The 25,367-nt window shown below is 66.3% G+C and carries 24 protein-coding genes and 1 pseudogene; 13 read left to right on the top strand and 12 right to left on the bottom strand.

The annotated features are described in order from the left end of the window. Positions 1–251: 251 nt before the first annotated feature. From H9K76_RS02125 to H9K76_RS02100, 6 genes are all read left to right on the top strand, one after another. Entirely contained in the window at positions 252–1,151 is a 900-nt protein-coding gene (locus tag H9K76_RS02125) for a ChaN family lipoprotein (RefSeq protein ID WP_187597956.1), read from the top strand. 87 nt (positions 1,152–1,238) lie between these two features. Continuing rightward, on the top strand, positions 1,239–2,093 hold the full coding sequence (purU, locus tag H9K76_RS02120; protein WP_187597955.1) for a formyltetrahydrofolate deformylase: 855 nt from the start codon (positions 1,239–1,241) through the stop codon (positions 2,091–2,093). A gap of 31 nt (positions 2,094–2,124) precedes the next feature. Further along, positions 2,125–3,045 (top strand): LysR substrate-binding domain-containing protein, encoded by a 921-nt coding sequence (locus H9K76_RS02115; RefSeq protein WP_425489659.1) that lies wholly within the window; start codon positions 2,125–2,127, stop codon positions 3,043–3,045. A gap of 139 nt (positions 3,046–3,184) precedes the next feature. Beyond that, positions 3,185–4,696, top strand: coding sequence for an FAD-linked oxidase C-terminal domain-containing protein (locus H9K76_RS02110; protein WP_187597954.1), 1,512 nt, complete (start codon positions 3,185–3,187; stop codon positions 4,694–4,696). A gap of 173 nt (positions 4,697–4,869) precedes the next feature. Further along, the gene (locus H9K76_RS02105) at positions 4,870–5,280 is read left to right on the top strand and encodes a hypothetical protein (protein ID WP_187597953.1); all 411 of its coding nucleotides are present in this window, start codon (positions 4,870–4,872) and stop codon (positions 5,278–5,280) included. A gap of 26 nt (positions 5,281–5,306) precedes the next feature. Beyond that, positions 5,307–5,795 carry a hypothetical protein gene (locus tag H9K76_RS02100; protein WP_246475250.1) on the top strand — a complete coding sequence of 163 codons (489 nt, stop codon included), beginning with the start codon at positions 5,307–5,309 and terminating at the stop codon, positions 5,793–5,795. 56 nt (positions 5,796–5,851) lie between these two features. On the opposite strand, the gene H9K76_RS02095 is transcribed toward H9K76_RS02100, so the two are convergent. From H9K76_RS02095 to H9K76_RS02080, 4 genes are all read right to left on the bottom strand, one after another. After that, positions 5,852–7,192, bottom strand: coding sequence for a DUF445 domain-containing protein (locus H9K76_RS02095; protein ID WP_425489657.1), 1,341 nt, complete (start codon positions 7,190–7,192; stop codon positions 5,852–5,854). A 134-nt stretch (positions 7,193–7,326) separates the two neighbouring features. Next, positions 7,327–7,737 (bottom strand): FKBP-type peptidyl-prolyl cis-trans isomerase, encoded by a 411-nt coding sequence (locus H9K76_RS02090; RefSeq protein ID WP_187597952.1) that lies wholly within the window; start codon positions 7,735–7,737, stop codon positions 7,327–7,329. A gap of 64 nt (positions 7,738–7,801) precedes the next feature. Then, a complete protein-coding gene (locus H9K76_RS02085) occupies positions 7,802–8,947 on the bottom strand; it encodes an aminotransferase class V-fold PLP-dependent enzyme (protein ID WP_187597951.1) in 1,146 nt (381 codons plus the stop codon). Positions 8,948–9,061: 114 nt separating this feature from the next. Further along, positions 9,062–9,784: a YggS family pyridoxal phosphate-dependent enzyme gene (locus H9K76_RS02080; RefSeq protein WP_187597950.1), complete on the bottom strand. Its 723-nt coding sequence runs from the start codon at positions 9,782–9,784 to the stop codon at positions 9,062–9,064. Between the two features lie 148 nt (positions 9,785–9,932). Here H9K76_RS02080 and H9K76_RS02075 point away from each other — a divergent pair, with 148 nt between their 5' ends. From H9K76_RS02075 to H9K76_RS02060, 4 genes are all read left to right on the top strand, one after another. After that, complete coding sequence (locus H9K76_RS02075; protein WP_187597949.1) at positions 9,933–10,976, top strand: type IV pilus twitching motility protein PilT; 1,044 nt, start codon at positions 9,933–9,935, stop codon at positions 10,974–10,976. Between the two features lie 75 nt (positions 10,977–11,051). Then, on the top strand, positions 11,052–11,684 hold the full coding sequence (locus H9K76_RS02070; protein WP_187597948.1) for a cyclic nucleotide-binding domain-containing protein: 633 nt from the start codon (positions 11,052–11,054) through the stop codon (positions 11,682–11,684). A 107-nt stretch (positions 11,685–11,791) separates the two neighbouring features. Beyond that, complete coding sequence (locus tag H9K76_RS02065) at positions 11,792–12,928, top strand: PilT/PilU family type 4a pilus ATPase (protein WP_187597947.1); 1,137 nt, start codon at positions 11,792–11,794, stop codon at positions 12,926–12,928. Positions 12,929–13,052: 124 nt separating this feature from the next. Then, positions 13,053–13,970, top strand: a complete 918-nt coding sequence (locus H9K76_RS02060) for an NAD(P)-dependent oxidoreductase (RefSeq protein WP_187597946.1) — start codon at positions 13,053–13,055, stop codon at positions 13,968–13,970. Between the two features lie 298 nt (positions 13,971–14,268). Here the strand turns inward: H9K76_RS02060 and H9K76_RS02055 are convergent. From H9K76_RS02055 to H9K76_RS02045, 3 genes and pseudogenes are all read right to left on the bottom strand, one after another. Continuing rightward, a pseudogene (locus H9K76_RS02055) lies at positions 14,269–14,910 on the bottom strand (BON domain-containing protein); the annotation flags it as partial. Next, on the bottom strand, positions 14,910–15,503 hold the full coding sequence (locus tag H9K76_RS02050) for an SIS domain-containing protein (RefSeq protein WP_187597944.1): 594 nt from the start codon (positions 15,501–15,503) through the stop codon (positions 14,910–14,912). The pseudogene H9K76_RS02055 and the gene H9K76_RS02050, both read right to left, overlap by 1 nt. Positions 15,504–15,627: 124 nt before the next feature. Next, complete coding sequence (locus tag H9K76_RS02045) at positions 15,628–15,963, bottom strand: YraN family protein (RefSeq protein WP_246475248.1); 336 nt, start codon at positions 15,961–15,963, stop codon at positions 15,628–15,630. Between the two features lie 89 nt (positions 15,964–16,052). Between H9K76_RS02045 and rsmI the strand changes: the two genes are divergently transcribed. After that, complete coding sequence (rsmI, locus tag H9K76_RS02040; protein WP_187597942.1) at positions 16,053–16,982, top strand: 16S rRNA (cytidine(1402)-2'-O)-methyltransferase; 930 nt, start codon at positions 16,053–16,055, stop codon at positions 16,980–16,982. On the opposite strand, the gene H9K76_RS02035 is transcribed toward rsmI, so the two are convergent. Continuing rightward, positions 16,979–17,380 (bottom strand): acetate and sugar kinases/Hsc70/actin family protein, encoded by a 402-nt coding sequence (locus H9K76_RS02035; RefSeq protein WP_187597941.1) that lies wholly within the window; start codon positions 17,378–17,380, stop codon positions 16,979–16,981. The two genes, rsmI and H9K76_RS02035, sit on opposite strands and share 4 nt — an antisense overlap. A gap of 420 nt (positions 17,381–17,800) precedes the next feature. On the opposite strand from H9K76_RS02035, the gene H9K76_RS02030 reads away from it, so the two are divergent. Both H9K76_RS02030 and H9K76_RS02025 read left to right on the top strand, forming a co-directional pair. Then, complete coding sequence (locus tag H9K76_RS02030) at positions 17,801–18,466, top strand: glutathione S-transferase family protein (RefSeq protein ID WP_187597940.1); 666 nt, start codon at positions 17,801–17,803, stop codon at positions 18,464–18,466. Between the two features lie 32 nt (positions 18,467–18,498). After that, positions 18,499–20,124 (top strand): AMP-binding protein, encoded by a 1,626-nt coding sequence (locus tag H9K76_RS02025; protein ID WP_187597939.1) that lies wholly within the window; start codon positions 18,499–18,501, stop codon positions 20,122–20,124. 32 nt (positions 20,125–20,156) lie between these two features. Here the strand turns inward: H9K76_RS02025 and H9K76_RS02020 are convergent, their stop codons facing one another. Genes H9K76_RS02020 through H9K76_RS02005 form a run of 4 tightly spaced genes read right to left on the bottom strand, consistent with a single transcriptional unit; the run spans position 20,157 to position 25,303 of the window. Further along, positions 20,157–21,785, bottom strand: coding sequence for a GMC family oxidoreductase (locus tag H9K76_RS02020; protein ID WP_187597938.1), 1,629 nt, complete (start codon positions 21,783–21,785; stop codon positions 20,157–20,159). After that, entirely contained in the window at positions 21,782–22,525 is a 744-nt protein-coding gene (locus H9K76_RS02015; RefSeq protein WP_187597937.1) for an ABC transporter ATP-binding protein, read from the bottom strand. Before H9K76_RS02015 ends, H9K76_RS02020 begins: the two co-directional genes overlap by 4 nt. Continuing rightward, positions 22,518–24,380 (bottom strand): branched-chain amino acid ABC transporter ATP-binding protein/permease, encoded by a 1,863-nt coding sequence (locus tag H9K76_RS02010; protein ID WP_187600410.1) that lies wholly within the window; start codon positions 24,378–24,380, stop codon positions 22,518–22,520. Before H9K76_RS02010 ends, H9K76_RS02015 begins: the two co-directional genes overlap by 8 nt. Positions 24,381–24,382: 2 nt before the next feature. Next, positions 24,383–25,303: a branched-chain amino acid ABC transporter permease gene (locus tag H9K76_RS02005; protein WP_187597936.1), complete on the bottom strand. Its 921-nt coding sequence runs from the start codon at positions 25,301–25,303 to the stop codon at positions 24,383–24,385. Positions 25,304–25,367 lie beyond the last annotated feature (64 nt).

Below are 25,367 nucleotides of genomic sequence, written 5' to 3'. Positions count from 1 at the left end.
CGCGGCACGCGTGAGAAAGTCAGACAGTGTTCTACACCTTTTGGCCGAAAAAAGCCTGATCCTGCGTCAAGACTCAGGTCTACGAGAATCGATTTCGATAGCACATACTTCGCACGGCAGTTCGCGCTTTTGGCAAACAAGGTGCATTCCCTGAGAAGGAATTTCTGACATTGATTTACATGATGCACGAATATCAGAAGCCCCATGAGGGATCACGGCTCTGCCACCCCCAAAGCAGCTAGTATTCGAGAATGATTCTCAATAAAACACTCAATCCATCTCCCCCGGCTCTCTCCCGCAGCCTCTCCCTCCGGCTCGCCTGCATCGCCGCCGCAGCCCTGCTTGCGGGATGCACGCTGCCCGCGGGCAAACACTCCACGGATACGCCCGAGATCCACCTCGCCGCCGCCGCATCGTTCAAGCCCTGGCATCGCGCGCTCGACTCCCTGTTGCCGGCCGACGTGCTGCTGCTGGGAGAGCAGCACGATGCCGACGAGCACCATGCCCTGGAGGCCGAGACGGTACGCGAGCTCGCGGCCCGCCGACAGCTGGCCGCCCTGGTGCTGGAGATGGCCGATGCCGGCACGTCCACCCAGGGCCTGCCTGCCGATGCCAGCGAGCCGGACGTGCAGGCGGCGCTGCGCTGGAACGACAAGGGCTGGCCCTGGGCCTCCTATGGCCCGGCGGTGATGCAGGCCGTGCGCGCCGGAGTTCCGGTACTCGGCGGCAACCTGCCGCGCTCCGCCATGCCGGGCGCCATGAAGGACCCACGTTTCGACCGGCGCCTGGACGCGGCCGCAATGCAGTTGCAGGTGGAGGCGATCCGCAAGGGTCACTGCGACCTGCTGCCGGAAACCCAGCTGCAGCCGATGGCCCGCGTCCAACTGGCCCGCGACGAAAGCATGGCCAGAACCATCGCGGAGGCCCTCCAGCCCGGCCGCACCGTGCTTCTCATCGCGGGCAATGGCCATGTGCGCCAGCGCCTGGGCGTGCCGCAGTGGCTCTCGGAGAACGTTCGCGCTCGCAAGGTGATGGCGCAGGCCGGACGGGTGGATGCTGCTATCCAATCCGAAGCAGACCTGTTCATAGTCACGCCCGCACTCGCGCCGAAGGACCACTGCGCGTCGTTGCGCGAGCAGTGGAAACGCTGATCGCCGCCTGAGCCTCGCCCCGCGGAGCACTCGGCCACTGTGCTCCTGCCCGCGCGGGTTGCGCCGTGCTGCGACAATCGGGGCCATATGACCTCGAACTCCTCTTACATCCTGACACTTTCCTGCGCAGACCGTGTCGGTCTGGTCCACGCGGTTTCCGGCTTCCTGGCCGAGCGCAGCGGCAACATCGAAGAAGCCGCACAGTACAACGACAAGGACACCGGCCTGTTCTTCATGCGGGTCCAGTTCGCCTGCGACAGCCTGGAGGGCGCGGCCCTCAAGGCCGATCTGGCCGAGTTCGCGGCCGCGTTCGACATGCGCTGGAGCCTGCACACCACGAGCGAATCCATGAAGGCGGTGATCATGGTCAGCAAGGAAGGCCACTGCCTGAACGACCTGCTGTTCCGCTGGAAGTCCGGCCTGCTGCCGGTGGACATCCGCGCCATCATCAGCAACCACCGCGATTTCTACCAGCTGGCCGCCAGCTACAACATCCCGTTCCACCACATTCCGGTGACCGCCGCGACCAAGGCGCAGGCGGAGGCAAAGCAGTTCGAGATCATCCAGGCCGAAGGCGCCGAACTCGTGGTGCTGGCGCGCTACATGCAGGTGCTGTCCGACGACCTGTGCAAGAAGCTCTCGGGCCGCGCGATCAACATCCACCACAGCTTCCTGCCCAGCTTCAAGGGCGCGAAGCCGTACTATCAGGCCCATGACCGCGGCGTGAAGCTGATCGGTGCCACCGCCCACTATGTGACGGCCGATCTCGACGAAGGCCCGATCATCGAGCAGGACGTGGCCCGCGCCAGCCATTCCGACACGGTCGAGGATCTCACCGCCCGCGGCCGCGACACGGAAAGCCAGGTGCTGGCCCGCGCCGTGAAATGGCATAGCGAGCACCGCGTGCTGATGAACGGCCACAAGACCGTGATCTTCAAGTAACCCGCAGCCGCCAGAGCACAAAGACCACGACATGAGCAGCAGCGCACACACCCCACTCCCGATGAGCGCCGATGCCAGCGCGCTGAGGCGCATTCCGCCCATCCAGTGCCTGCTCACGTTCGAGGCGCTGGCGCGGCTTCGCAGCGTGACGCTCACTGCCGAGGAACTGTGCGTCACGCCCAGCGCCGTGAGCCACCGCGTCAAGCAACTCGAGCAGATCCTGGGCACGCGCCTGTTCGGGCGGGCCGACTTCTCGCTCACCACCGACGGCAGCGCCTATCTCGCCCATGTGCGCGAGGGCCTCGGCGCGCTCCAGCGCTTTCCGGGAGCGGTCAGCGCGCCCGGAAAGCGCCGGCTGAAGCTCGCGGTCACGCCCACATTCGCGCGGTCGGTGCTGATTCCGCGCCTGCGCCAGTTCACCGAGGCCTACCCGGAAATCGACCTGGCGCTGCAGGTCTCGATCCCGCTGCTGGACGTGGTCGCCGAAGATGCGGACCTTGTCGTGCGCTTCGGCCCCGGCCACTATGCCGACATGGAGCATGTCGAGCTGGCCCGCGATATCGTCACGCCGCTGGCCTCCCCTGCCTTCGTGCGCGAGCATGGCCCGTTCGAGCGGCCCGAGGATCTGGAGGGCATTCCCCTCCTGCGCAGCCCGCTCGAGCCCTGGCGAAGCTGGTTCGATGTATGCGGCCTGGACTGGCCCGCGCCCACCGAAGGCTCGCAGTTCAACGACATCGGCCTGATGTGCGACGCCGCATCGGCCGGCATGGGCGTGGCCCTGGTGCGCCTCAAGCTCGGCCGCCCGTGGCTCGACCAGGGCACGCTGGTGCGCCTGTTCGACAACATCGTCGCGCCCAGCCCGCATGCGCACTACCTGTGCTGGAAGACCGGCACGATGGATCGCTGGGAGTGCTCGGCATTTGCCGACTGGCTGAGGAAGACCCTGGCCTGACAGCGGATGGACTGCGGATGGATACCCGGGAGCGCGTTGGCGTTGGTGCTGGAGGTCCCGGCCCGCGCCCCAAACGCGCTCACACACCCGTGCAAATTTGTTCAAGCCGCAATCCCCCGCGGTGCACTACATTCATGGGATGAGCACAGCCTCCTCATCCCCCGATACCCCGACGCCGTCGCAGAGCGAACGTGCCGTCCGCCAGAAAGCCATCGTCGATGCGCTCGGCCGGCATCTGCCCGCGCATGCGCTGCTCTGGAACTCCGAAGACACCACGCCCTATGAATGCGACGGGCTGACCGCCTATCGCCAGCGCCCGCTGGTGGTGGCCCTCCCCGAAACCGAGGAGCAGGTACAGGCCGTGCTGCGCACCTGCCACCGGCTCGACGTGCCCGTCGTCGCACGCGGCGCCGGCACGGGCCTCTCCGGCGGGGCGATGCCGCACGCGCTGGGCGTGACCCTGTCGCTGGCCAAGTTCAACCAGATCCTCAAGGTCGATCCGGTGAGCCGCACCGCGCGCGTGCAATGCGGCGTGCGCAACCTCGCGATCAGCGAGGCCGCCGCGCCGCACAACCTGTACTACGCACCCGACCCCAGCAGCCAGATCGCCTGCACCATCGGCGGCAACGTCGCCGAGAATTCGGGCGGCGTCCATTGCCTGAAATACGGCCTCACCGTGCACAACGTGCTGCGCGTGCGGGGCTTCACCATCGAGGGCGAGCCCGTCACCTTCGGCAGCGAGGCACTCGATGTGCCGGGCTACGACCTGCTGGCCGCCATGATCGGCAGCGAAGGCATGCTGGCCGTGGCGCTGGAAGTGACCGTGAAGCTCATCCCCAAGCCGCAGCTCGCGCGCTGCATCATGGCGAGCTTCGATGATGTGCGCAAGGCCGGCGATGCGGTGGCGGCGGTGATCGCCGCGGGCATCATCCCCGCGGGCCTCGAGATGATGGACAAGCCGATGACCGCGGCCGTCGAGGACTTCGTGCGCGCCGACTACGACCTCACCGCCGAGGCCATCCTCCTGTGCGAGAGCGACGGCACGCCCGAGGAGGTGGAGGAGGAAATCGGTCGAATGAGCGAGGTGCTGCGGCATGCCGGCGCCACCGCCATCACGGTGAGCAACAACGAGGAGGAACGCCTGCGCTTCTGGAGCGGCCGCAAGAACGCCTTCCCCGCCAGCGGCCGCATCAGCCCCGACTACATGTGCATGGACTCGACCATCCCGCGCAAGCGACTGGCCGACATCCTGCTGGCCATTCAGGAGATGGAGAAGAAGTACCAGCTGCGCTGCGCCAACGTGTTCCATGCGGGCGACGGCAATCTGCATCCGCTGATCCTGTTCGATGCGAATGACCCCGATGAACTGCACCGCTGCGAACTCTTCGGCGCCGACATCCTGGAGACCAGCGTCGCGATGGGCGGCACCGTGACCGGCGAGCACGGCGTGGGCGTGGAAAAGCTCAACAGCATGTGCACGCAGTTCACCACCGAGGAAAACCAGCAGATGTTCGCGCTCAAGGCCGCGTTCGACCCCAAGGGACTGCTCAACCCCGGCAAGGTGATTCCCACGCTGAACCGCTGCGCCGAGTACGGCAAGATGCTGGTGCGCGGCGGGCAGATCAAGCATCCGGAGCTGGAGCGGTTCTGACCCGTTTCTGACCGCCCCTTGCTGACTTCCATGCGTGCCGGCGAGACAAGGCAGGGCCTCTCCCTGCGCCCGACGGCACGACGGCGGACGGGCCACGCCTGCAACGGACTACACGCGCTCCGTGCGCTGCGCTCCACAATATTTCCTCTCCCGGACTTCGGAAAGGAACGACCATGTTGCGAACAAGCTCCATGCTTGCCCTGGGCACGGCGCTGACCCTGCTTGGCGTCGGCACGGTACACGCACAGGACGGCAGCATCCCGCCGATGGTGAAGACCCAGGGCGGCGTGCAGTACGCCTGCGGCGGTATTGGCTCCGATGAATCGACCGCCATGCGCGCGGCGATGAAGGACTATCCGCTGTCACTGCTGTTCTCGACCAGGGACGGTGCCTATCTGGCGAGCGTCGATGTCGAGATCGCGGGCTCCGCCGGCAGCGCGCACTTCAAGGCCCAGGGGCCGATCTGCCTGATCAAGCTGCCCGCGGGGCCATATGCGGTCAAGGCCACTGTTCCCGGCCAGGACAGCCAGAGCAGGAATGTGACAGTCGGCGGCGAAGGCAAGATGCTGGACTTCCGCTACTGAGCGGCCTGCCCGGCGACAATACCGGCATGGTCAACGATTCCACCTCCCTTTCTTCCAGCGCCCCTGCCGACGACTATCAGTCGCACCTGCAAGAGGGCAATGCGCTCGTCGCGCAGGCGCAAGGCGTCGCCACCACCGATTTTGCGCAGGCACGCGCACTCTGGCAGGAGGCCGGCAAGCAGTTCTACCTGGCCCACCGTGCCGACCGTGACGAGCCCGAGGCCGCGTTCAAGCTCGCCCAGGCCTGGATGGCGGAAGCTCACGCGCTGCAGAAGGAAGGTTCCGCCAATGCAAAGATCATGTGGGAGAACGCGGCCGCGCAGGCCGAGCTCGCATTCGACCTGACGCCCGAGAACGGCCGCATGGCCATGGCCGTGGCGACCTGCTACCACTTTTCGGGACATGCCGAGGAGGCCGAAGCCTGGCAGCAACTGGCCAGGCACCTGCTGGATGGCGATGCCAAGCTGCCGGGACATGGCGAGGACGCCGCTCCCACCGCTCCCGAAGAGGACTGAGGCACGGGCACCACCTGTTCACCACCTGTTGGGGGCCAGGCAGCACAGCCGGCAATTCAGCTTCGCGCGACCAGTCCCCAGATGATGCTCGCGTGCGATATCACGAACAGCACCAGGCCGATGAGCCCGCCCACGATGGTGCCGTTGATCCGGATGTACTGCAGGTCGCTGCCGATGTGCTGCTCCACCAGCTCGGCCATCTCCTGCGCATCCCAGCGCTGCACGGTCGCGCGGATGTGCTCCGCCACCGACTGCGCCACGTCGGGCGCCCATTGCGCGGCCCACAGTTCGAGGCGAACGTTCAGGCGATGGCGCAGCGCCGCATCGCCCGCCAGCGACATGCCCAGCCACTGGCCCATCTGCGAGACATTGCGCGCGAGGGCCGAGTGCTCGTCCTGCAGGTCCTCGCGCAGCTTGCGCCGCAGCTCCGCCCAGATGTCGTGCACATAGGAGCCCAGGGCCTCGTCGTTCTGCAGGTAGCTGCGGATCTCCTCGCCGCGCCGCTCCCAGTCCGGATCGTTCTGCATGCGCTCGATGAGCCGTGCGATCGCGGTGTCCAGCGTGTCGCGCAACTGGTGGTTCGGGTCCCTGGCCACCTCGACCAGCAGCGTCTCCACCGCATGGGAAATGGCGGACGCCCCCTTGCCGCCGAGCCAGTCGGTGGGCAGCACCTTCTGCTTGAGCGGATGCTCGCGCTTGATCCAGTTGACCAGCGTTCCGGCGATGAAATTGCGGGTGTCCGTGGACTGCAGCAGGCTGCCAAGGCGCACCAGCAGGTCGTCGAGCAGCACCTGGTGGCGCCGCTCATGCGTGAGCGCGCCGAGAGCCGCTGCCATCCCGCGCGAGATATCCAGATGCCCGATCAGCGCGCGCGCAGCCCGGTTGAGCAGCTCCTGGATCTTCTCGTCCTCGATGGTGTCCAGCGCGGTCGAGATCAGCCGCGCCACCTGCTTGCCGAGCAGGCCCGCGTTGGCCGGAGAGGTCAGCCACTGCGCCAGCAGGTCGGCCGGGTCATGCCTGCGGATCATGCCGACAAGCGAGGGCGCATCCAGGAACCGGTCGCGCACGAACACCGACAGGTTCTCGCCGATGCGGTCCTTGTTGCGCGCAATGATGTTGGTGTGCCGAGCGAGATACGGCAGGGGGATGCGCCTGAACAGCGCCGATACGGCGAACCAGTCGGCCAGCGCGCCGATCATCGCGGCCTCGGCCATCGCACGCACGCACTCGACCCAGAGATTCTGGGGAAAGGCATAGGTCAGCGCGAAGACCACCAAGACGGCGATGAACAGGCCTGTCGCCTGCCACTTGGCCCGGGCCAGATGCGCCGCGCGCGCCGCTGCTGCGGCATGCACGCCGGGCGAATCCAGGTGATCCTCCATCGGAAGCATTTGCATGTGCCCGAGAATAGCCGCTCATGGGCCCGTCACGGGCCCTTGTTCACACCTTGGGTTGTAGGAGAAGCGCGCGTCCCCGCACGCGCAGGGTAGTCATTCACCGTCGTTCACAGTCGCGCGCCCGCTCCCTTGCCTCACTTGCCGTTGACCGCCAGCAGCTCCACCTCGAAGTTCAGCGTCGCATTGGGCGGGATCACGCCGCCCGCACCGCGCGCGCCGTAGGCGATGCTGGCCGGGCAGGTCAGCTTGGCCTTGCCGCCCACCTTCATCTTCTGCACGCCTTCGGTCCAGCATGGAATGACGCCATTGAGCGGAAAGTCGATCGGCTGTCCGCGCTTGATCGAGCTGTCGAACTCCTTGCCGGAATCGGGAAACCAGCCGCGGTAGTGCACGCGCACGGTGTCCGTGGCCTTGGGCGAAGCGCCGGAGCCCTCCTTGATGCTTTCATAGACCAGTCCGCTCGGAGTGGTCACGGGATCGGCGGCATGGGCGGCCGTTGCGGTCAGGGCGGCGGAGACAGCCAGCAGGGTCAGGATGTTCTTCATGGATTCCAGGGAAATGGAGAAAAGTAGGGGTTCGGTCTGATTCAGCGGGGGCTCGCGGCGTGCCTCAGCCCTTCGCGGGCGGCACGCCGATCGCGTCGAGCGCCTTGGAGAGATAGCCCACCGTGCGGTCCACGTTGTGCCACTTCTCCAGGCCGAACAGGCCGACACGGAAGGTCTTGAAATCCGGGCCTTCGTCGCACTGCAGCGGCACGCCGGAGGCGGTCTGCAGGCCCACGGCCAGGAACGCCCTGCCCGACTGGATCTCGGGGTCGGTCGTGTAGCTCACCACCACGCCCGGCGCCTTGAAGCCGTCGGCCGCCACGCTCGGGAATCCACGCGATTCGAGCAGCTGGCGCACCTTGGCGCCCAGTTCGATCTGCTCTTCGCGCACCTTCGCAAAGCCGTAGTCGCGGGTCTCCAGCATCACGTCACGCAGCTTGACCAGGGCGTCCGTCGGCATGGTCGTGTGATAGGCATGCTGGCCCTTTTCGTAGCCCTCCGCGATCGTCATCCACTTCTTCAGGTCGCACGAGAAACTGGAGCTCTGCGTGTGTTCGATCGCCTGGCGCGCGCGCTCGGAGAGCATCACCATGGCGCAGCATGGCGTGCTGCTCCAGCCCTTCTGCGGCGCGCTGATCAGCACATCGACGCCCGTCTTCTGCATGTCCACCCACATCGCGCCGGAGGCCACGCAGTCCAGCACCATCAGCGCGCCCACTTCGTGCGCGGCGTCGGAGATGGTCTTGATGTAGTCATCGGTCAGCATGATGCCGCTGGCGGTTTCCACATGCGGCGCGAAGACGACCTTGGGACGCTCGACCCGGATGGTCTCGGCCACGTCGGCGGCCAGGGCCGGCGCCCACGGATCCTGCGCGCCCTCGCCCTGCTTGCGCGCCTTGCAGACCACGGAGCCGCCACCAAGCCCGCCCTCGTCGAAGATCTGCGTCCAGCGGTAGCTGAACCAGCCGTTGCGCACGATCAGCACCTTCTCGCGGTTGGCGAACTGGCGCGCCACGGCCTCCATGCCGAAAGTGCCGCTGCCAGGCACGAGCACCGCCGTGTGCGCGTTGTAGACCTGCTTGAGCACGCCGAGAATGTCCTGCACCACGCCCACGAATCGCCTGGACATGTGGTTGAGTGCGCGATCGGTGTAGACCACCGAGAATTCCAGCAATCCATCGGGATCGACATCAGGCAGCAAGCCGGGCATGGGGTTATCTCCAGTTATATCCCCGCGACCGGTGCTCCGATGGAGCCCTTCGCAGGTAGGTTCAGCAATGAAAAACGGTGTTCCGCTCGATAGAAACACAGCTTAGCACGCGCATCAGCGCGCGGCGGGATAGTGGCGTCGGCCGAAGATGCCGCTGCCCACGCGCACCATGGTGCTGCCCGCCTGCACGGCGGCGGCGAGATCGTCGGTCATGCCCATGGAGAGCGTATCGAAGCGCTCGAGCCCCTTGACCTGCTGCGCCGCAATATCGTCGAACAGCCGCTTTGCGCGCTGGTGCACCTGCAACTGCGACTCGAAGTCCGCCGCCGGCTCGGGAATGCTCATCAGCCCGCGCACGAGGATGCGCGGCAGGCCCGCGGCCTCGCGTGCAAGCTCCAGTGCCTCGTCGGGCGCCACACCGGACTTGTTGGCGCCGCCATCCAGGTTCACCTGGATGCAGACCTGCAGCGGCGGCAGGCTCTCGGGGCGCTGGTCGGACAGGCGCTGCGCGATCCGGAGGCGGTCCACCGTGTGCGCCCAATCGAAATGCTCGGCAACGAGACGCGTCTTGTTGCTCTGGATCGGGCCGATGCAGTGCCACTCCAGCCTGTGCGGCAACTCGAACTCCGCCACGACGGCCATCTTCTCCACGGCTTCCTGGATGTAGTTCTCGCCAAAGCTGCGCTGCCCGGCAAGCGCCGCCGCCTGCACCGCGTCGGGGCCGAAGGTCTTGGAGACGGCCAGCAAATGCACGCTGCCCGCCGGTCGCCCCGCCTGTTCGCAGGCGCCGGCTATCAGGGCGTGAACTCGTTGGAGATTGTTGGAAATCGTCGTCATAATATTCATTGAGAAATCAGTTTCGGCGCTTTTGACTGGCGATGCAGGACGAACCGCCGTAACCTGTCGAATCCGCTCGGAAACAAGGGGAACCTGACTCAGAGTCCCCAGGTTCCAAGCGTATCAAACGAACGACTTGAGGGATCCCGTGGACATTACCCAACTGCTTGCTTTCAGTGTCAAGAACAAAGCATCCGACCTGCACCTCTCGGCCGGCCTGCCGCCCATGATCCGGGTCCACGGCGACGTGCGCCGCATCAACGTGGACGCGCTCGACCACAAGACGGTGCACGCCATGGTGTACGACATCATGAGCGACTCGCAGCGCAAGACCTACGAGGAATTCCTGGAAGTCGACTTCTCCTTCGAGATCGAAGGCCTTGCGCGCTTCCGCGTGAACGCGTTCAATCAGAACCGCGGCGCGGCAGCCGTGTTCCGTACGATTCCCAGCAAGATCCTGACGCTCGAGCAGTTGAATGCGCCCAAGATCTTCGGCGACCTGGCACTCAAGCCGCGCGGCCTGGTGCTGGTGACCGGCCCGACCGGCTCGGGCAAGTCCACCACGCTCGCCGCGATGGTGAACTACCTGAACGAGACCGAGTACGGCCACATCCTGACCGTGGAAGACCCGATCGAATTCGTGCACGAGTCCAAGAAGTGCCTGATCAACCAGCGCGAGGTCGGCCCGATGACGCTGTCGTTCGCGGCGGCATTGAAATCGGCGCTGCGTGAAGACCCGGATGCGATCCTGGTGGGCGAAATGCGCGACCTGGAAACGATCCGCCTTGCGATGACCGCCGCCGAAACCGGCCACCTGGTGTTCGGCACGCTGCACACCTCGAGTGCCGCCAAGACCATCGACCGTATCATCGACGTGTTCCCCGCCGAGGAAAAGGAAATGGTCCGCGCGATGCTCTCCGAATCGCTGCAGGCCGTGATCTCGCAGACGCTGTGCAAGACCAAGGATGGCCAGGGCCGCGTTGCCGCGCATGAGATCATGCTGGGCACCAGCGCCATCCGCAACCTGATCCGCGAGGCCAAGGTGGCGCAGATGTACTCCACCATCCAGACCAGCAACAATGTCGGCATGCAGACCCTGGACCAGAACTTGACCGATCTGGTGCGCCGCAACATCATCAGCCCCGCCGAGGCCCGCGCCAAGGCGAAGATTCCGGAGAATTTCCCGGGCTGACCGGCAGCCCGACCGGTTCACCATCCGCCTCGACCATCCCGACACGCCGGTTGTGTGGGGACAGGGAGATCCAGCATGAAAAGCTTACTCGACCTGCTCAAGACCAAGGGCCCCAGGGACGCCAGGGAGGGTGCTGAATCGAACCTGTTCACGACCGCATTCGCGTCCAAGCTGGCCCAGGGCCAGTCCGCGGTGCCCTGGGAGGCGCGCGCCGTCGAGGTGGCCGCCACACGGCTGCCCAAGAGCCGGGGCACCAGGCTGCTGCAGAGCGTCTGGGCCCAGGACCCGTACATGTCGCACCTGAGCAGCGACCGCGTGGACCGCATGCAGCGCTTCTTCGCTTTCGCCACTATCTCTCCCAACCGCGACCTGATCCGCCAGGACGAATACGGCAGCTTCATGATCGTGCTGCTGTCCGGCACGATCGGCGTGGATCGGCGCCAGCCCTGGGGCGAGCACCTTCGGCTGGCCGAAACCCGGCCCGGGGACATCCTCGGCGAGATGTCGCTGCTCGACTCGGGCATCCGCTTTTCCACCTGCACCACGCTGACCGACTGCGAGGTGGCCGTGCTCAGCGCGGAGGCCATGGACGAAATGATGGAGCATGACGCGCCGCTGGCCGCCAGCCTCGTTGCGCTGCTCGCGCGAAAACTTTCGCTGCGCCTGCGTGTCGTCAGCTCCCGGCTCAGCGACAATCCCCATGGATGACGGCAAGCCATCCGCCAGCCCGCTTCCTGCCGCGCGGCTGGCCCAACCTACAACACACCGTGCCGGCCTGATCCATCCGGGCTGCCAGACCAACCGAGAGGACAACAATGGAACGCGATCAGGCCAGTAAATTCATCAACGATCTGCTTCGTCTGATGGTCAGCCGTGGCGGCAGCGACCTGTTCATCACGGCCGAGTTCCCACCCGCCATCAAGGTGGACGGCGCCGTGACCAAAGTATCGCCCCAGCCGCTGACGCCCGCGCACACGCTGGTTCTGGCCCGCTCGATCATGAGCGACAAGCAGATCGCCGACTTCGAGCGCACCAAGGAGTGCAATTTCGCGATCTCGCCCGCGGGTATCGGCCGCTTCCGGGTGAATGCCTTCGTGCAGCAGGGACGCGTCGGCATGGTGCTGCGGACCATTCCGCTCACGCTGCCCACCATCGACGGCCTGGGCGTGCCGCAGGTGCTCAAGGACGTGACGATGACCAAGCGCGGCCTGTGCATCCTGGTCGGTGCCACGGGCTCGGGCAAGTCCACCACGCTGGCCGCGATGCTCGACTGGCGCAACCTGAACTCCTTCGGGCACATCATCACCGTCGAGGACCCGGTCGAGTTCGTGCACCCCCACAAGAACTGCGTGGTCACGCAGCGCGAGGTAGGCCTCGACACCGAAAGCTGGGAAGCGGCACTCAAGAACACGCTGCGCCAGGCCCCCGACGTCATCCTGATGGGCGAAATCCGCGACCGCGAGACCATGGAGCACGCGGTCGCCTTCGCAGAAACCGGCCACCTGTGCCTGGCCACGCTGCACGCCAACAGCGCCAACCAGGCGCTGGACCGCATCATCAACTTCTTCCCCGAAGAGCGCCGGGCACAGTTGCTGATGGACCTGTCGCTGAACCTGCGCGCGCTCGTCTCGCAGCGCCTGATCCCCAAGCAGGACGGCAAGGGCCGGGCCGCCGCCGTGGAGATCATGCTGAACTCGCCACTGATCGCCGACCTGATCTTCAAGGGCGAGGTCGCCGAGATCAAGGAGATCATGAAGAAGAGCCGCAACCTCGGCATGCAGACTTTCGACCAGGCGCTGTTCGACCTGTTCGAGGCCAACGTCATCACCTATGAGGACGCCCTGCGCAACGCCGACTCGGTGAACGACCTGCGCCTGCAGATCAAGCTGAGCAGCCAGCGCGCGAAGACCACCGACCTGTCGGCTGGCACCGAGCATTTCGCGATCGTCTGATCCGTTTTCCCCTCTCCCCACCGCCAGGCGGGGGGAGGAAACAGAGAGAGAAAGAAAGAGCAAGCGCCCTGCGCCACAAGCGCACCGGCGTCTCACCACCGAACCGACACGGAGTATTTTGAGAATGAGCAGCAGCATCCATCCCCGCCCTTATGAATCCACGCCCGCGCGCAAGGTCGCGTTCCTGGGCCTGGGCGTCATGGGCTATCCGATGGCGGGGCACCTGGCCAAGGCAGGTCACCAGGTGTCGGTCTACAACCGCACGACAGCCAAGGCCGAGGCCTGGGCCCGGGAGTTCGGCGGCAGCTTCGGCGCCACGCCCAAAGAGGCGGTCAAGGATGCCGACATCGTGTTCTGCTGCGTGGGCAACGACGACGACCTGCGATCCGTGGTGCTCGGCGCGGATGGCGCGTTTGCCGGAATGAAGAAGGGCGCGATCTTCGCCGACCACACCACCGCATCGGCACAGGTGGCCCGCGAGCTGTATGCCGAGGCACGCAAGCAGGGCTTCGCATTCATCGATGCACCGGTCTCTGGCGGCCAGGCAGGCGCCCAGAACGGGCAGCTCACGGTGATGTGCGGCGGCGACCAGGCGGACTTCGATGCCGTCCTGCCCGCCGCCATGGCGTTCTCGCGCGCCTTCACCCGCATCGGCGACAGCGGCGCCGGGCAGCTCGCCAAGATGGTCAACCAGATCTGCATCGCCGGCCTGGTGCAGGGCCTGTCGGAAGCCATCGCCTTCGGCCAGCAGGCCGAGCTCGACATGAACATCGTGCTCGACGTCATCAGCAAGGGCGCGGCCCAGAGCTGGCAGATGGAGAACCGCGGCAAGACCATGGTGCAGGGCAAGTTCGACTTCGGCTTCGCTGTCGACTGGATGCGCAAGGACCTCGGGCTCGTGCTCGACGAGGCCAAGCGCAATGGCGCGCGCGTGCCGGTGACGGCCCTGGTCGACCAGTTCTACGGTGACGTGCAGCAGGCGGGCGGCAGCCGCTTCGATACCTCCAGCCTGATCACCCGCCTGCGCAAGCCAGGCGCGTGACGGCATCATCCGGTCCAACAAGAAACCCGGTCGGAACCGCATGTTCCGACCGGGTTTTTTCTGTCCTTGAGGCGTTCAAGCGCTCTCAGGGCATGTCGACTGGGTTCGTTCAGCGCACGGGAGCCGTCTGGATGGGAGGCAGCGGCGTGCCCTGGATGTCCGAGCGGGCCGGCAGCGTGGAAGAGGCCTCTGGGGCAGGTGCGTGAGTCGACGGCGCGGGTGACGCTGCGGCCGGAGCGGGGGCAGATGCGGAACCGGGTGCGGACGCGGGTGCGGCGCTCGACTTCGTGACGGAGCCGGAATCATCAGTCACGGGGGCACCCTGCTGCTTGGTGTAGTTCGCTATTTCCTCTTCGGACACCACCTCGAACACGCGCACCACCTTGCGCACATTGTCGACGCCGCGCGCGATCTCCGCCGAGCGCTTGGCCTCGCGCGGGGTGACGCGGCCCATCAGGTAGACCACATCGCGCTCGGTCACGACCTTGAAGACGTTGGACGAAAGATCCTTCGCATCCACCAGGCTGGCCTTGACCTTCCCGGTGATCAGCGTATCGCGCGAGCGCTGCTGGAAGCCCGAATTCGCCATGATGCCCAGTTCGTTCACCACGGCGCGGACGTTCTCGACCTCCAGGGCGACCTTCTCGGCCTTCTGGCTTTCCTCGGCCGTGGGCACCTCGCCGGTCAATAGCACCTGGCGGTTGTAGCTCGTGACGTTCACATGGCCGCGGCCGGCCAGCGTGTCCTTGATGCGGCCCGATGCCTTGCTCTCGATGGTTTCATCCTCCACCTGCGTGCCGGTGGTACGGCGATCCGTTGCCATCAGCGTGCCCATCACGGCACCGCCGCCCAGCACGACTGGCGCGCAGGCGGTCAGGCCCGCGACCAGAAACGAGGCCGCAAGCACGGTGCATGTGGTACGGGCATGAGGGAATTTCATCAAAGCATCTCCTGTTCACCAAGTAACTGAGTATCCACACCATCGCACAGACAGTGCAGGATGAGGGCGTGCACCTCGCGCACGCGCGCTGCGCGGTCGTGCGGCACACAGATCTGCACATCGGTCTCGCGCATCACGCCGCCCATGGCGCCCGCGTCGCGCGCGCACAGGGCGATCACCGACATGTCCCGCTCATGGGCTGCCAGCACGGCCTCGAGCAGCGCCGGCTCATCGCCGTTGACGCACAGCACCAGCAGGACATCCCCGGCCGCGCCGAGCGCCCTCACCTGGCGGGCGAACGCACCCACCTCGAACGACTGCGCGGCCGCGCCGGACCAGCCCGCATCGGCCGACAGCGCCAGCGCGGCGAGCTCGGGACGCTCCCGCTCGAACCCTGCAACGCACATCATCGCGAACTGCAGCGCCTGCGCCGACGACAGCCCCGAGCCGCAGGCCAGCACCTTGGAGCCATTGGTCACGCAGGCCAGCAAAGCCTGCACAGCCGAGTCGATGGGGTCGCTCAGCGCCTGCGCCGACTGGTACTTGACGTCGGCGCTGTCGATGAAATGTTGTTGGATACGTTGCTCAAGCATGGAGCGCCGATGATACTTTGCCGACACGGGCGGCACGTGACTGAATTTCCATTTCCGTATCGTGATATGTCTCGCCAGCTTCCTCAACGGATAGCCCGGCAGGGGGAAAAGTTCCAGCCGATGCTCAGTCCGCGGCATCGAAGGCGGCCCGAAGCCATTGCAGTTCCGGCTCGAAAAGCACCACGTCGAAGCGGCAGGGCGGCGGGCTCGCGAGCGCGGCAAGGAAATGCCGGGCCGCCAGGACAATGCGCCGACGCTTGGCCAGGCCGATGCTGGCGCCCGCACCGCCATAATCCGTTCTTCCCCGGCTGCGCACCTCGACGAACACCAGGGTTCCGTCGCGCTCGCGCATGACGAGGTCGATTTCACCGCCACCCCGCCCGGGGGTTCGATAATTGCGGGCAACGAGCCGCAGGCCGGCGTGCCGCAGATGGGCCAGCGCCCGGTCTTCGGCCTGCATGCCCCGCTCGCGCGTGGTCGCCTCGCCCCCCGGCGCCGGCGATGCGGCCCGCGTTGCCCGTTCCACTTGCAATCTCCTCAGGAAGTTCCATGAGCACATCTTTCGCCTCTGCCCTGAATGCCGCCCGCGATGCGGCCGGTGCTCAGAATTATCCGCAGGGAGCGCTGTACGTCGTAGCGACACCGATCGGTAATCTCGCAGATATCACGCTGCGGGCACTGCATGTGCTGCAGATGGCCGACAACGTCGCCTGCGAAGACACCCGCCACACCCAGCAGATGCTGCGCGCCTACGGGCTGGACAAGTCCGGCCAGCAGCTGATCGCCCTGCACCAGCACAACGAGGCGGAACGCGCCTCGCAGGTCATCGACCTGCTGCGACAAGGCAAGCGCGTTGTCTATGTGAGCGATGCCGGCACGCCGGGCGTGAGCGATCCCGGGGCGCGGCTGTGCGCCGCCGTGCAGGCCGCCGGCCTGCGCTCCATTCCGCTGCCGGGCGCGAGCAGCGTGACCACGGCGGTGAGCGTGGCGGGCATTGTCTCGCCCGATGCGCAGGGGTTCCTGTTCGCGGGTTTTCTGCCCACCAAATCCGCCGAGCGTGCCGCGGCCATCGACCAACTGGCCACCGAGCCCCGAGCCGTCGTGCTGCTGGAGGCCCCACACCGCATCGAGGAGATGGCCAAGGCGCTCGCCGTGCTGGGCGAGCGCCCGGTGACGCTCGCGCGCGAGATCAGCAAGCAGTTCGAGCAGATCACCACACATGCGGCCCAGGCACTGCCGGATTGGTTCCAGGCCGACAGCCAGCACAGCCGAGGCGAGTTCGTCGTGGTGATCCACCCCGCGCCGCGCAGTGCCGAACATGACCCTCGCGAGCAGCAGATCCTGGAGCTCCTGCTCGCCGAACTGCCCATGAAGACGGCCGTGCGGCTGGCATCGCAGATCACCGGCGGTGCGCGCAACCGGCTCTACGACCTGGCCCTGGCCCTCAGGTCGGGCAGCGATGCGCAAGCGCAAGACTAGGGCGCCTCCAGCGTGATCGGCCTGCGCATCGCCAGTTGCCGCTGTGCCGAACGCAGATCCGCATCGAGCGTGTCGCGCTCATCCTCGAGTGCATCGAGATGCGCCTGCAGCGCCACCACCTGCTTGCCGGAGATGCCCACGAGCAGCGCCTGTTCGATGTCGGCTCTCAGCACCGCATGCGCGGCGATGATCTCCACGCACCGGTCCGCCTGATGCTGCCCGGGCACATCGATGTCGGCATCGAACCCCGTATGCACGCCGGGAACGGATAGAAACTCGGCAGCGATGCGCAGATAGGCCATGCGCAACGCCTCAAGATCCCTGCAGGCCCTGCTCATGTCGTCCTGCATGCGATGGAGTTTGAGCAGATGGGATTTGGCGATCTTGTCAGGCAACATGGAAAACACTCCCTCGAGGTACAAACAACAGGCGCTGCAAATAGCTCCTGGGATAGTGAATTCCATACAGATTCCACCGGCCCCTGAGCATTGAGGCTGGGCATGGCCTCCGAAATGACGCAAATCAAATAGTCGCCGTGGCTGGCACATTTGGCGAGCTCAAACGCTCACCGAGGGCACGCATGTTGAGAAGGCTCGAGCCACGCCGACCGATCTCACCTGAAATTCACGCTCTCTCTGAAAGAACTCGCACGCAAGGCACCGAGACCTCTTCGCGCCAAGCGCACCTCCCGATCACGCCTTGAGGCCCTCTGCACGCAATGGCGGGCGGATCGAATAACATGTTCAACAATCAATGCACCGAACATGGCAGGCAATGGGTTCAGCCTCAAGGATGCAGGATCAGGAGACGGGCAAGCGATGGATTTGTATCACTGCGTTAGTGCGCGTTCGTTCCGCGTGCTATGGATGCTGGAAGAACTGGGACGGCCCTACCGGCTGCACATGCTGCCCTTTCCCCCACGCGCGCGGGCCAGGGAATTCCTCGCGCTCAACCCGCTGGGAACCGTGCCCCTGCTTCTGGACGGCGACCACCGGCTCACCGAATCGGCCGCCATCTGCCACTACCTCGCCGCACTCGCGCCAGCCACCTCCCTGGCGGTCTCGCAGGATGAAGCGGCCTACGCCAGCTATCTCAATTGGTTGCACATGTCGGACGCCACGCTCACCTTTCCGCAGACGCTGGTGCTGCGCTACACCCATTTCGAGCCCCAGGAGCGCCGCCAGCCGCAGGTGGCGGACGATTACGCCCGCTGGTTCCTCGGCCGCCTGAAATCGGTGGAGACCGCGCTCGCGGAACGTGAGTTCCTGTGCGCGGGCCGCTTCACGGCCGCCGATGTGGCCGTGGGCTACGCGCTGATGCTTGCCGACTTCCTGGGCCTCGCGCCACAGTGGGGGCCGGCCACGCAGGCCTATTGGCAACGGCTGCGCACGCGCGCGGCCTTTGTGCGCAGCGTGGAAATCGAACGGCAGGCGGCCCTCGAGCAGGGCGTCGACCCCACGCCCTCGCCGCTTCTGCGACCCTGAGCGATGCACTCCTCTTTTTCAGGCAGTTTCCGATGATCACAGTGAATGACGACACCACGATCGGCCAGGCCCTGCAGGCAGCCGTCGAGCGCTATGGCAGCCACAGCCTGATGGCGGTGCCTCCCAATCCCCAGCGCGCCTATGCGGCAGGCGGCCAGGAGCTCTCCTATGCCGAAGCCGGGCGCCGCATCGCGGAGCTGTCCGCGCTGTACCGCAGCGCCGGATATGGCCTGGGCCACCGCGTGGCCCTGTTCCTGGAGAGCCGTCCCGAGCACATGCTGCACAAGCTGGCGCTCAACGCCCTGGGCATCTGCTGCGTGCCCGTGAACCCGGATTACCGGCGGCGGGAGCTGAACTACCTGATCGACCATTCGAAGGCCGACCTGATCGTGTGCCTCCCGTCACGCCTCGCGGCGGTGCGGGAATCGCTCGAGGATACGCGGCACCAGCCGCCGGTGGCCACCGTCGATGCACAGGGCCTTGCGTCACTGCCGCCCGCGCCGCGCGCGGCACAGGCCGGCGAGGTGACATCGGACACTCCCGCCAGCATTCTCTATACCTCGGGCACCACGGGCCAGCCCAAGGGCTGCGTGCTGTCCCATGCCTACGAGCTGGCGGCGGGCAAGTGGTACGCCAGCCAGCCGGGCTTCGTGTCGATACAGGAAGGCCGCGAGCGGCTGTTCAATCCGCTGCCGCTGTTCCATGTGAACGCATCCATCCTGTCGTTCTACTGCATGCTGCTCACGGGCGGCTGCCAGGTGCAGACCGATCGCTTCCAGCCCTCGCGCTGGTGGGAGGAGGTCGCGACGAGCCGCGCCACCATCGTCCACTACCTGGGCGTGATCATTCCGCTGCTGCTCAAGCAACCGGAGTCCGCGTGGGAGAAGAAGCACAGCGTGCGCTTCGGCTACGGTGCGGGCGTCGAGCCGCAGTTGCATGCCGAGTTCGAGAAACGCTTTGGCTTTCCGCTGATCGAGCTCTGGGGCATGACCGAGATCGTGCGGACGATCTCGGACCATACCTTCGCGCGCCAGGTCGGCACGCGCTCGTTCGGGCGCGGCGAGTATGGCCTCGAGGTGCTGGTGGCCGACGAATTCGGCGAACCTGTGCCGTTCGGCGTGCCCGGAGAGATGCTGGTGCGCCATTCCGCCGAAACGCCGCGCAAGCATTTCTTCAGTGAGTACCTCGACGACCCCGAGGCCACGGAGAAGGCCTGGAAGGGCGGCTGGTTCCATACCGGAGACGTGGTTGTGCAGGACCCGGACGGCCTGCTGCATTTCATGGATCGGCGCAAGAACATCATCCGTCGCTCGGGCGAGAACATCGCGGCCGCCGAGGTCGAGGCGGTGCTGCTCACGCATCCCCAGGTGCAGGGCGTGGCGGTGATGGCCGCGCCGGATGCCATCCGCGAGGAGGAAGTGCTGGCAAGCATCGTGCTGGTGCCGGGAGTGCTGGCGAGCGACGAGCTCTGCGGCGAGCTGTTCGATTTCTGCCGCGAGGAGATGGCCTACTACAAGGTCCCGGGCTGGTGGTGGTTCACCGATCAGATCCCCACCACCGGCACGCAGAAGATCCAGAAGCACCGCATCCTGCAGGCGGGACAGGATGCGGCAACGCTGCCGGGCGTGCGCGACCTGCGGGCCCGGAAAAAGCGCTGAGAACGTGCAGAGAACGCGCCGGGAACGCCAGCTCAGCGAGCGGTGACCCGGATCAGGTCGGCCCCCTTCTCGCCGATCATCATGGTCGCTGCGCAGGTGTTCGCCGACGTGATCTCCGGCATCACCGATGCGTCGACCACGCGCAGCCCCCGGATGCCATGCACGCGCAGTTGCGCATCCACCACCGCCCCCGCATCGCCAGCGGGCCCCATGCGGGCCGTGCCGTTCAGGTGGTAGGACGACACGCCATAGCGGCTGATGAAGTCAAGGATCTCGTCATCCGACTGCACCTGCGCACCGGGCATCGACTCCGTCTCGCGGAACGGCGCCAGCGCCTTCGTGTGCAGCAGCTCTCGCGCGATGCGCACGCCGCGTATCAACGTACGGCGGTCGTCCTCGTCCTCCAGGTAGTTCGGCTGCACGACGGGGTCAACGCCGGGATCTGCCGAAGCCAGTTCCACGCTGCCCTCGCTGCGGGGTCGGTGCTGCCAGACGCCGCAGGTCATGCCTGGAAAGACATCGAGCATGCCGACATAGCCCTCGCGGTAGCTCGCGGGCGAGAAAACGCCCTGCAGGTCGGGCCGATCCAGCCCTGGACGGGACTGCCAGAACCAATGCACCACGGAAGGACTCAGCTCCAGGATGTTCGGCTTGCCGCGCAGCCAGTCGAAGGCCTGCGCCCACAGGCGCGGGACGCGAGCCATCTCGTTGATCGTGACGGCATTCCTCACCTGGGCCACCAGGCGGATCGAGAAGTGGTCCTTCAGATGCCTGCCCACGCCCGGCAGATGCATGCGCGTGGCAATGCCGAGCGCGCGCAGCTTCTCGCCATCGCCGATGCCCGATAGTTGCAGGAGCCGGGGCGTGTTGATCGCACCGGCGCACACGATCACTTCGTGCCGCGCGCGCACGACCCGCGTGGCGCCGCCCTGCGTGTATTCGACGCCCGTGGCCCTTGCGCCCTCGTCGAGCAGCACGCGCAGGGCCCGCGCATTCACCTCGATCTTCAGGTTGCCGCCCGCTGCGGCCGGGTGCAGGAATGCCTTCGAGGTGCTCATGCGCCAGCCGCGATGGATGGTGCGCTGGAAGTAGCCCACGCCCTGCTGGTGCGCGCCGTTGTAATCGGGGTTGCGCGGCATGCCAAGTTCGGCGGCCCCATCGAGAAAGGCCTCGCACACGGGATGCGGCCAGTGCGGCAACGTCACCTTGAGCGGGCCGTTGTGGCCGCGCAGCGCGGGATCGCCGCCATCGACGAAGGCTTCGGTGCGCTGGAAATACGGCAGCACCTCGTCATACGACCAGCCGGGATTGCCGAGCGCCGCCCAGCCGTCGAAATCCTCGCGCTGCCCCCGGTTGTAGACCAGGCCGTTGATCGATGTGGAGCCCCCCAGGGTCTTGCCCTGGGGCAGCGGAATGCGCCGGCCCCCCGTGCGCGCCGTGGGCTCGGAACCGAACTGCCAGGCCAGCTCCGGATTGAAGATCACCTTGATGAACCCCGCCGGCAGCTTGAGGTACGGATGGCCGTCGGCGGGCCCGGCCTCCAGCACGCACACCGAAGCCGATGCATCTTCGCTCAGGCGGGCGGCAACGATCGCACCGGCTGCGCCGCTACCGACGACCACATAGTCGAACTCGCCTGCCTGTGCCGCGCCGCCGCTCATGCGTGCGCCCCGAGATAGGCCGCGCGGATCTTCGGATCACGCCGCAGTTGCGCCGCGCCGCCCTCGAGCGTGAAGCTGCCGGTCTCCAGGACATAGGCCCGGTCGGCCACGGCCAGCGCCTGGTTGGCCATCTGCTCGACGAGCAGGATCGTCACGCCCTGCGCCTTGAGCTGCCGGATGATCGCAAAGATCTCCTTGACGATCAGCGGCGCGAGCCCGAGCGAAGGCTCGTCGAGCAGCAGCAGCTTGGGCCGCGACATCAGCGCGCGGGCAATCGCCAGCATCTGCTGCTCACCACCCGACATGGTTCCCGCCATCTGCTCGCGCCGCTCGCGCAGGCGCGGAAAGGCATGGAACTGCGCCTCGATGTCGGCGGCAATCGCCGCCGCGCCATCGCGCCGGTGGTAGGCCCCCAGCAGCAGGTTGTCGTGCACCGTCTGGTCGGCGAACACCTGGCGGCCCTCGGGCGACTGCGCGATGCCGAGTGGCACGCGCAGATGGCCCGGCATGCGTGTGATGTCCTGTCCCTCGAAGGCGATGCTGCCCGCGGCGGCGGGTTCAAGCCCCGAGATCGCCTTCATCAGCGTGCTTTTGCCCGCGCCATTGCCCCCGATGATCGTGACCACCTCGCCGGCATCGACATGCAGCGACACCCCCTTGAGCGCCTGCACCGCGCCATAGCGCACCTGCAGGGAATCCACGCGCAGCAATGCCTTCCCGGCCGTCCTGTTGTCAGACATGCTGCCCTCCCGCTGCGCCCTGGTGTTGCTGGTCGTCCCCATCGCCCCCATCATTCACGCCGTCATCCTCCTCGTCCTCGCTGCCCAGGTACGCGGCGATCACGCGCGGATTGTTCTGCACCTCGGCGGGCGTTCCCTCCGCGATCTTCTGGCCGTAGTCGAGCACGATCACGTGGTCGGACACCGCCATCACCAGGTCCATGTGGTGCTCGATCAGCAGCACCGTGATGCCGATGTCGCGGATGCGGGCGATCACCTGGATCAGCTCCTGTGTTTCCTGCGGGTTGAGACCCGCTGCGGGCTCGTCGAGCAGGAGCAGCCTGGGGTGCGTCGCGAGCGCGCGCGCCAGCTCCAGCCGCCGCTGCAGGCCATAGGGCAGGTTGCCCGCGATCTCCTGCGCCTTGTCCCGCAGGTGCAGGCGATCAAGGATCTGCAGCGCCTCGTCACGCGCCGCCAGCTCCGCGCGGCGCGCCTTGCCCACGCCGAGCAGGCTGCTGAAGAAGCCCGCGTCGATGTGCGCATGCAGGCCGACCTTCACGTTGTCGAGCACCGACATGTCGCTGAACAGCCGCAGGTTCTGGAACGTGCGCCCCAGTCCCATGCGCGCGATGCGGTTGGTCGAGACGCCGACGATATCGCGCCCGTCGAAGCGGATCGTGCCGCGCTCGGGCACCACGATGCCCGAGAGAATGTTCAGGAGCGTGGTCTTGCCCGCGCCGTTCGGTCCGATCAGCGAATGCACGTGGCCGGGACGGATCCGGATGTCCACCTCGTTGGTCGGCACCACGCCACCATAGGCCTTGTAGAGGCCGCGGCCGTCGAGCAGCGCTTCCCCGCCGGCCGGCGAGGCCTGCCCGGCAAGGCTGCGAGGCTGCCAGGGCGGCAGGTCCTGGGGCAGCACCTCTTGCGGCATCAGGCCAGGAGCGAACCTGCGGGCCAGCCGGCGCACGAAGCCCGCGAGCCCGTTGGGCATGGCGTACAGCGCGAACAGCAGCAACGCGCCGTAGGTGAAGTGCTGTACGTCGGGCCAGCGCGAGAGCAGCGAATCGAGCAGCGTGAGCACCACCGCGCCCAGCAGCGGCCCATAGACGGAATTCCCGCCGAACAGCACGATCAGCAGGAAGAAGATCGACAGGTTGAAGTTGATGAAGTCCGAATTGATGTACTGGTTCTGCTGCGCAATCAGGGCGCCCGCGATGCCGCAGGTGAATGCGCTGATCACGAATGCCAGCACCTTGAACCTGTAGACGCTCACGCCCACGCTTTCCGCAGCCACCTCCGCCGTGTTCACCGCAAGGAAGGCACGGCCGAAACGGCCGTCGAGCAGGTAACGGAACATCACGTGCAGCAGCACGCACAACGCCAGCACGAACCAGACCCAGTGGCGGGTGCCGAACATCTGCCCGCCGATGCCGAGCGGTATCACGCCGTAGATGCCCTGCTGGCCGGCAAACACGTCCTGCCATTCCGAGACGATCTTCTCGACGACGATGCCGAAGCCGATCGTCACCATGGCAAGCGCCGGCCCCTTCACGCGCAGCGCGGGCAGCGCGATCACCACGCCGAACAGCCCCGCAAGCACCCCCGCCATCGCGAATGCGGCCCATGGATTCCAGCCCCAGCGCGCGGTGAGCAGCGCCACCGCGTAGGCCCCCACGGCGAACAGGCCCGCATGGCCGAGCGACTTCTGCCCCGTGTAGTTCACCAGCACGTTCAGGCCCGACGCGGCGATATAGTTCACGCCGATCAGGAAGAGCACGCGCAGGTGGAAGTCATTGCTGGTGGCCAGCGGCACGCAGGCCACCAGCACCGTGATGACGATCAGCCAGCTGTAGTGTTTGAGCTCGCCCTTCATCATCAGACTTTCTCCACGATCTTCTGGCCCATCAGGCCCTGGGGCCGGACCACCAGTACCAGGATGATCAGCACGAAGATGCTGATCTCGCGCAGCTCCGCGTGCCACAGGCCCACCAGCGCCTCGATGATGCCGAGGATGAACCCGCCGACCATGCAGCCGCGCGGACTGGTCAGGCCGCCCAGGATCGCCGAGGAGAATGCCTTGAGCGCGAGCGACATGCCCATGAAGACGGAGGCCGTGGTGATGGGTGCGATCAGCAGCCCGGCAAGCCCCGCGAGGCTGGAGCTGATCACGAACGCCAGCACGATGATCGCCGACACGTTGATGCCCATGAGCGTCGCCGCCGCGCCGTTCTGCGCCACCGCACGCACTGCCTTGCCGATGCGCGTGCGGCGCATCACGAAGTCAAGCGCCAGCAGCACGACCACACTGGCCGCCAGCACCAGGATTTCCTGCGGGAGCACGCCCGCGCCACCCAGTCGGATCACATCGCTGCCCAGGGGCGAGGGCATCACCATCGGCGAGGGTCCCCAGATCGCGAGCGCGGTGTTCTGGATGATGATGCCGAAGCCGATCGTGCTCATCACCCAGGCCATGCCCGCGCGCCCGACGAACGGGCGCACCGCAGCGTAGTAGAGGATGACGCCCAGCACCCCGAGCATGGCCATCGTCGCAAGGAGGCTCAGCACGTAGCGCACCATGGTGACATCGCCGGGCACCAGCGAATCCGTGATGTTCTTGCCCGCCAGCAGCAGGATCACGGAGACCGCGACGAAGGCGCCGGCCACCAGGAACTCGCCCTGCCCGAAGTTCAGGGTCCTGGTGGTGTTGAAGGTGATATTGAAGCCCACGGCCACCAGCGCGTAGATGCTTCCCAAGGCCAGGCCACTGAAGACCGCCTGCAGTATGGAATCGAACATGCTCTCGCCTCATGCACAAACCTGCCGCACGTCCCGAAGGCATGCGGCCCTGAACGCGAGGCCC

This window comes from Diaphorobacter ruginosibacter (assembly GCF_014395975.1).
Taxonomy (GTDB): domain Bacteria; phylum Pseudomonadota; class Gammaproteobacteria; order Burkholderiales; family Burkholderiaceae_C; genus Diaphorobacter_A; species Diaphorobacter_A ruginosibacter.
This window is presented reverse-complemented; position numbering and strand designations above follow the sequence as displayed.

Bases quoted from the DNA above. Each gene is read 5' to 3' on its own strand.
- H9K76_RS02110 (WP_187597954.1), top strand. From the start codon at position 3,185: ATGAGCACAGCCTCCTCATCCCCCGATACCCCGACGCCGTCGCAGAGC.
- H9K76_RS02125 (WP_187597956.1), top strand. From the start codon at position 252: ATGATTCTCAATAAAACACTCAATCCATCTCCCCCGGCTCTCTCCCGC.
- H9K76_RS02010 (WP_187600410.1), bottom strand. From the start codon at position 24,380: ATGAAGGGCGAGCTCAAACACTACAGCTGGCTGATCGTCATCACGGTG.
- H9K76_RS02070 (WP_187597948.1), top strand. From the start codon at position 11,052: ATGAAAAGCTTACTCGACCTGCTCAAGACCAAGGGCCCCAGGGACGCC.
- H9K76_RS02005 (WP_187597936.1), bottom strand. From the start codon at position 25,303: ATGTTCGATTCCATACTGCAGGCGGTCTTCAGTGGCCTGGCCTTGGGA.
- H9K76_RS02060 (WP_187597946.1), top strand. From the start codon at position 13,053: ATGAGCAGCAGCATCCATCCCCGCCCTTATGAATCCACGCCCGCGCGC.
- H9K76_RS02080 (WP_187597950.1), bottom strand. From the start codon at position 9,784: ATGACGACGATTTCCAACAATCTCCAACGAGTTCACGCCCTGATAGCC.
- H9K76_RS02085 (WP_187597951.1), bottom strand. From the start codon at position 8,947: ATGCCCGGCTTGCTGCCTGATGTCGATCCCGATGGATTGCTGGAATTC.
- H9K76_RS02025 (WP_187597939.1), top strand. From the start codon at position 18,499: ATGATCACAGTGAATGACGACACCACGATCGGCCAGGCCCTGCAGGCA.
- H9K76_RS02015 (WP_187597937.1), bottom strand. From the start codon at position 22,525: ATGTCTGACAACAGGACGGCCGGGAAGGCATTGCTGCGCGTGGATTCC.
- H9K76_RS02035 (WP_187597941.1), bottom strand. From the start codon at position 17,380: ATGTTGCCTGACAAGATCGCCAAATCCCATCTGCTCAAACTCCATCGC.
- H9K76_RS02065 (WP_187597947.1), top strand. From the start codon at position 11,792: ATGGAACGCGATCAGGCCAGTAAATTCATCAACGATCTGCTTCGTCTG.
- H9K76_RS02020 (WP_187597938.1), bottom strand. From the start codon at position 21,785: ATGAGCGGCGGCGCGGCACAGGCAGGCGAGTTCGACTATGTGGTCGTC.
- H9K76_RS02100 (WP_246475250.1), top strand. From the start codon at position 5,307: ATGGTCAACGATTCCACCTCCCTTTCTTCCAGCGCCCCTGCCGACGAC.
- H9K76_RS02105 (WP_187597953.1), top strand. From the start codon at position 4,870: ATGTTGCGAACAAGCTCCATGCTTGCCCTGGGCACGGCGCTGACCCTG.
- H9K76_RS02045 (WP_246475248.1), bottom strand. From the start codon at position 15,963: ATGCAGGCCGAAGACCGGGCGCTGGCCCATCTGCGGCACGCCGGCCTG.
- H9K76_RS02030 (WP_187597940.1), top strand. From the start codon at position 17,801: ATGGATTTGTATCACTGCGTTAGTGCGCGTTCGTTCCGCGTGCTATGG.
- H9K76_RS02050 (WP_187597944.1), bottom strand. From the start codon at position 15,503: ATGCTTGAGCAACGTATCCAACAACATTTCATCGACAGCGCCGACGTC.
- rsmI (WP_187597942.1), top strand. From the start codon at position 16,053: ATGAGCACATCTTTCGCCTCTGCCCTGAATGCCGCCCGCGATGCGGCC.
- H9K76_RS02115 (WP_425489659.1), top strand. From the start codon at position 2,125: ATGAGCAGCAGCGCACACACCCCACTCCCGATGAGCGCCGATGCCAGC.
- H9K76_RS02095 (WP_425489657.1), bottom strand. From the start codon at position 7,192: ATGCAAATGCTTCCGATGGAGGATCACCTGGATTCGCCCGGCGTGCAT.
- H9K76_RS02090 (WP_187597952.1), bottom strand. From the start codon at position 7,737: ATGAAGAACATCCTGACCCTGCTGGCTGTCTCCGCCGCCCTGACCGCA.
- purU (WP_187597955.1), top strand. From the start codon at position 1,239: ATGACCTCGAACTCCTCTTACATCCTGACACTTTCCTGCGCAGACCGT.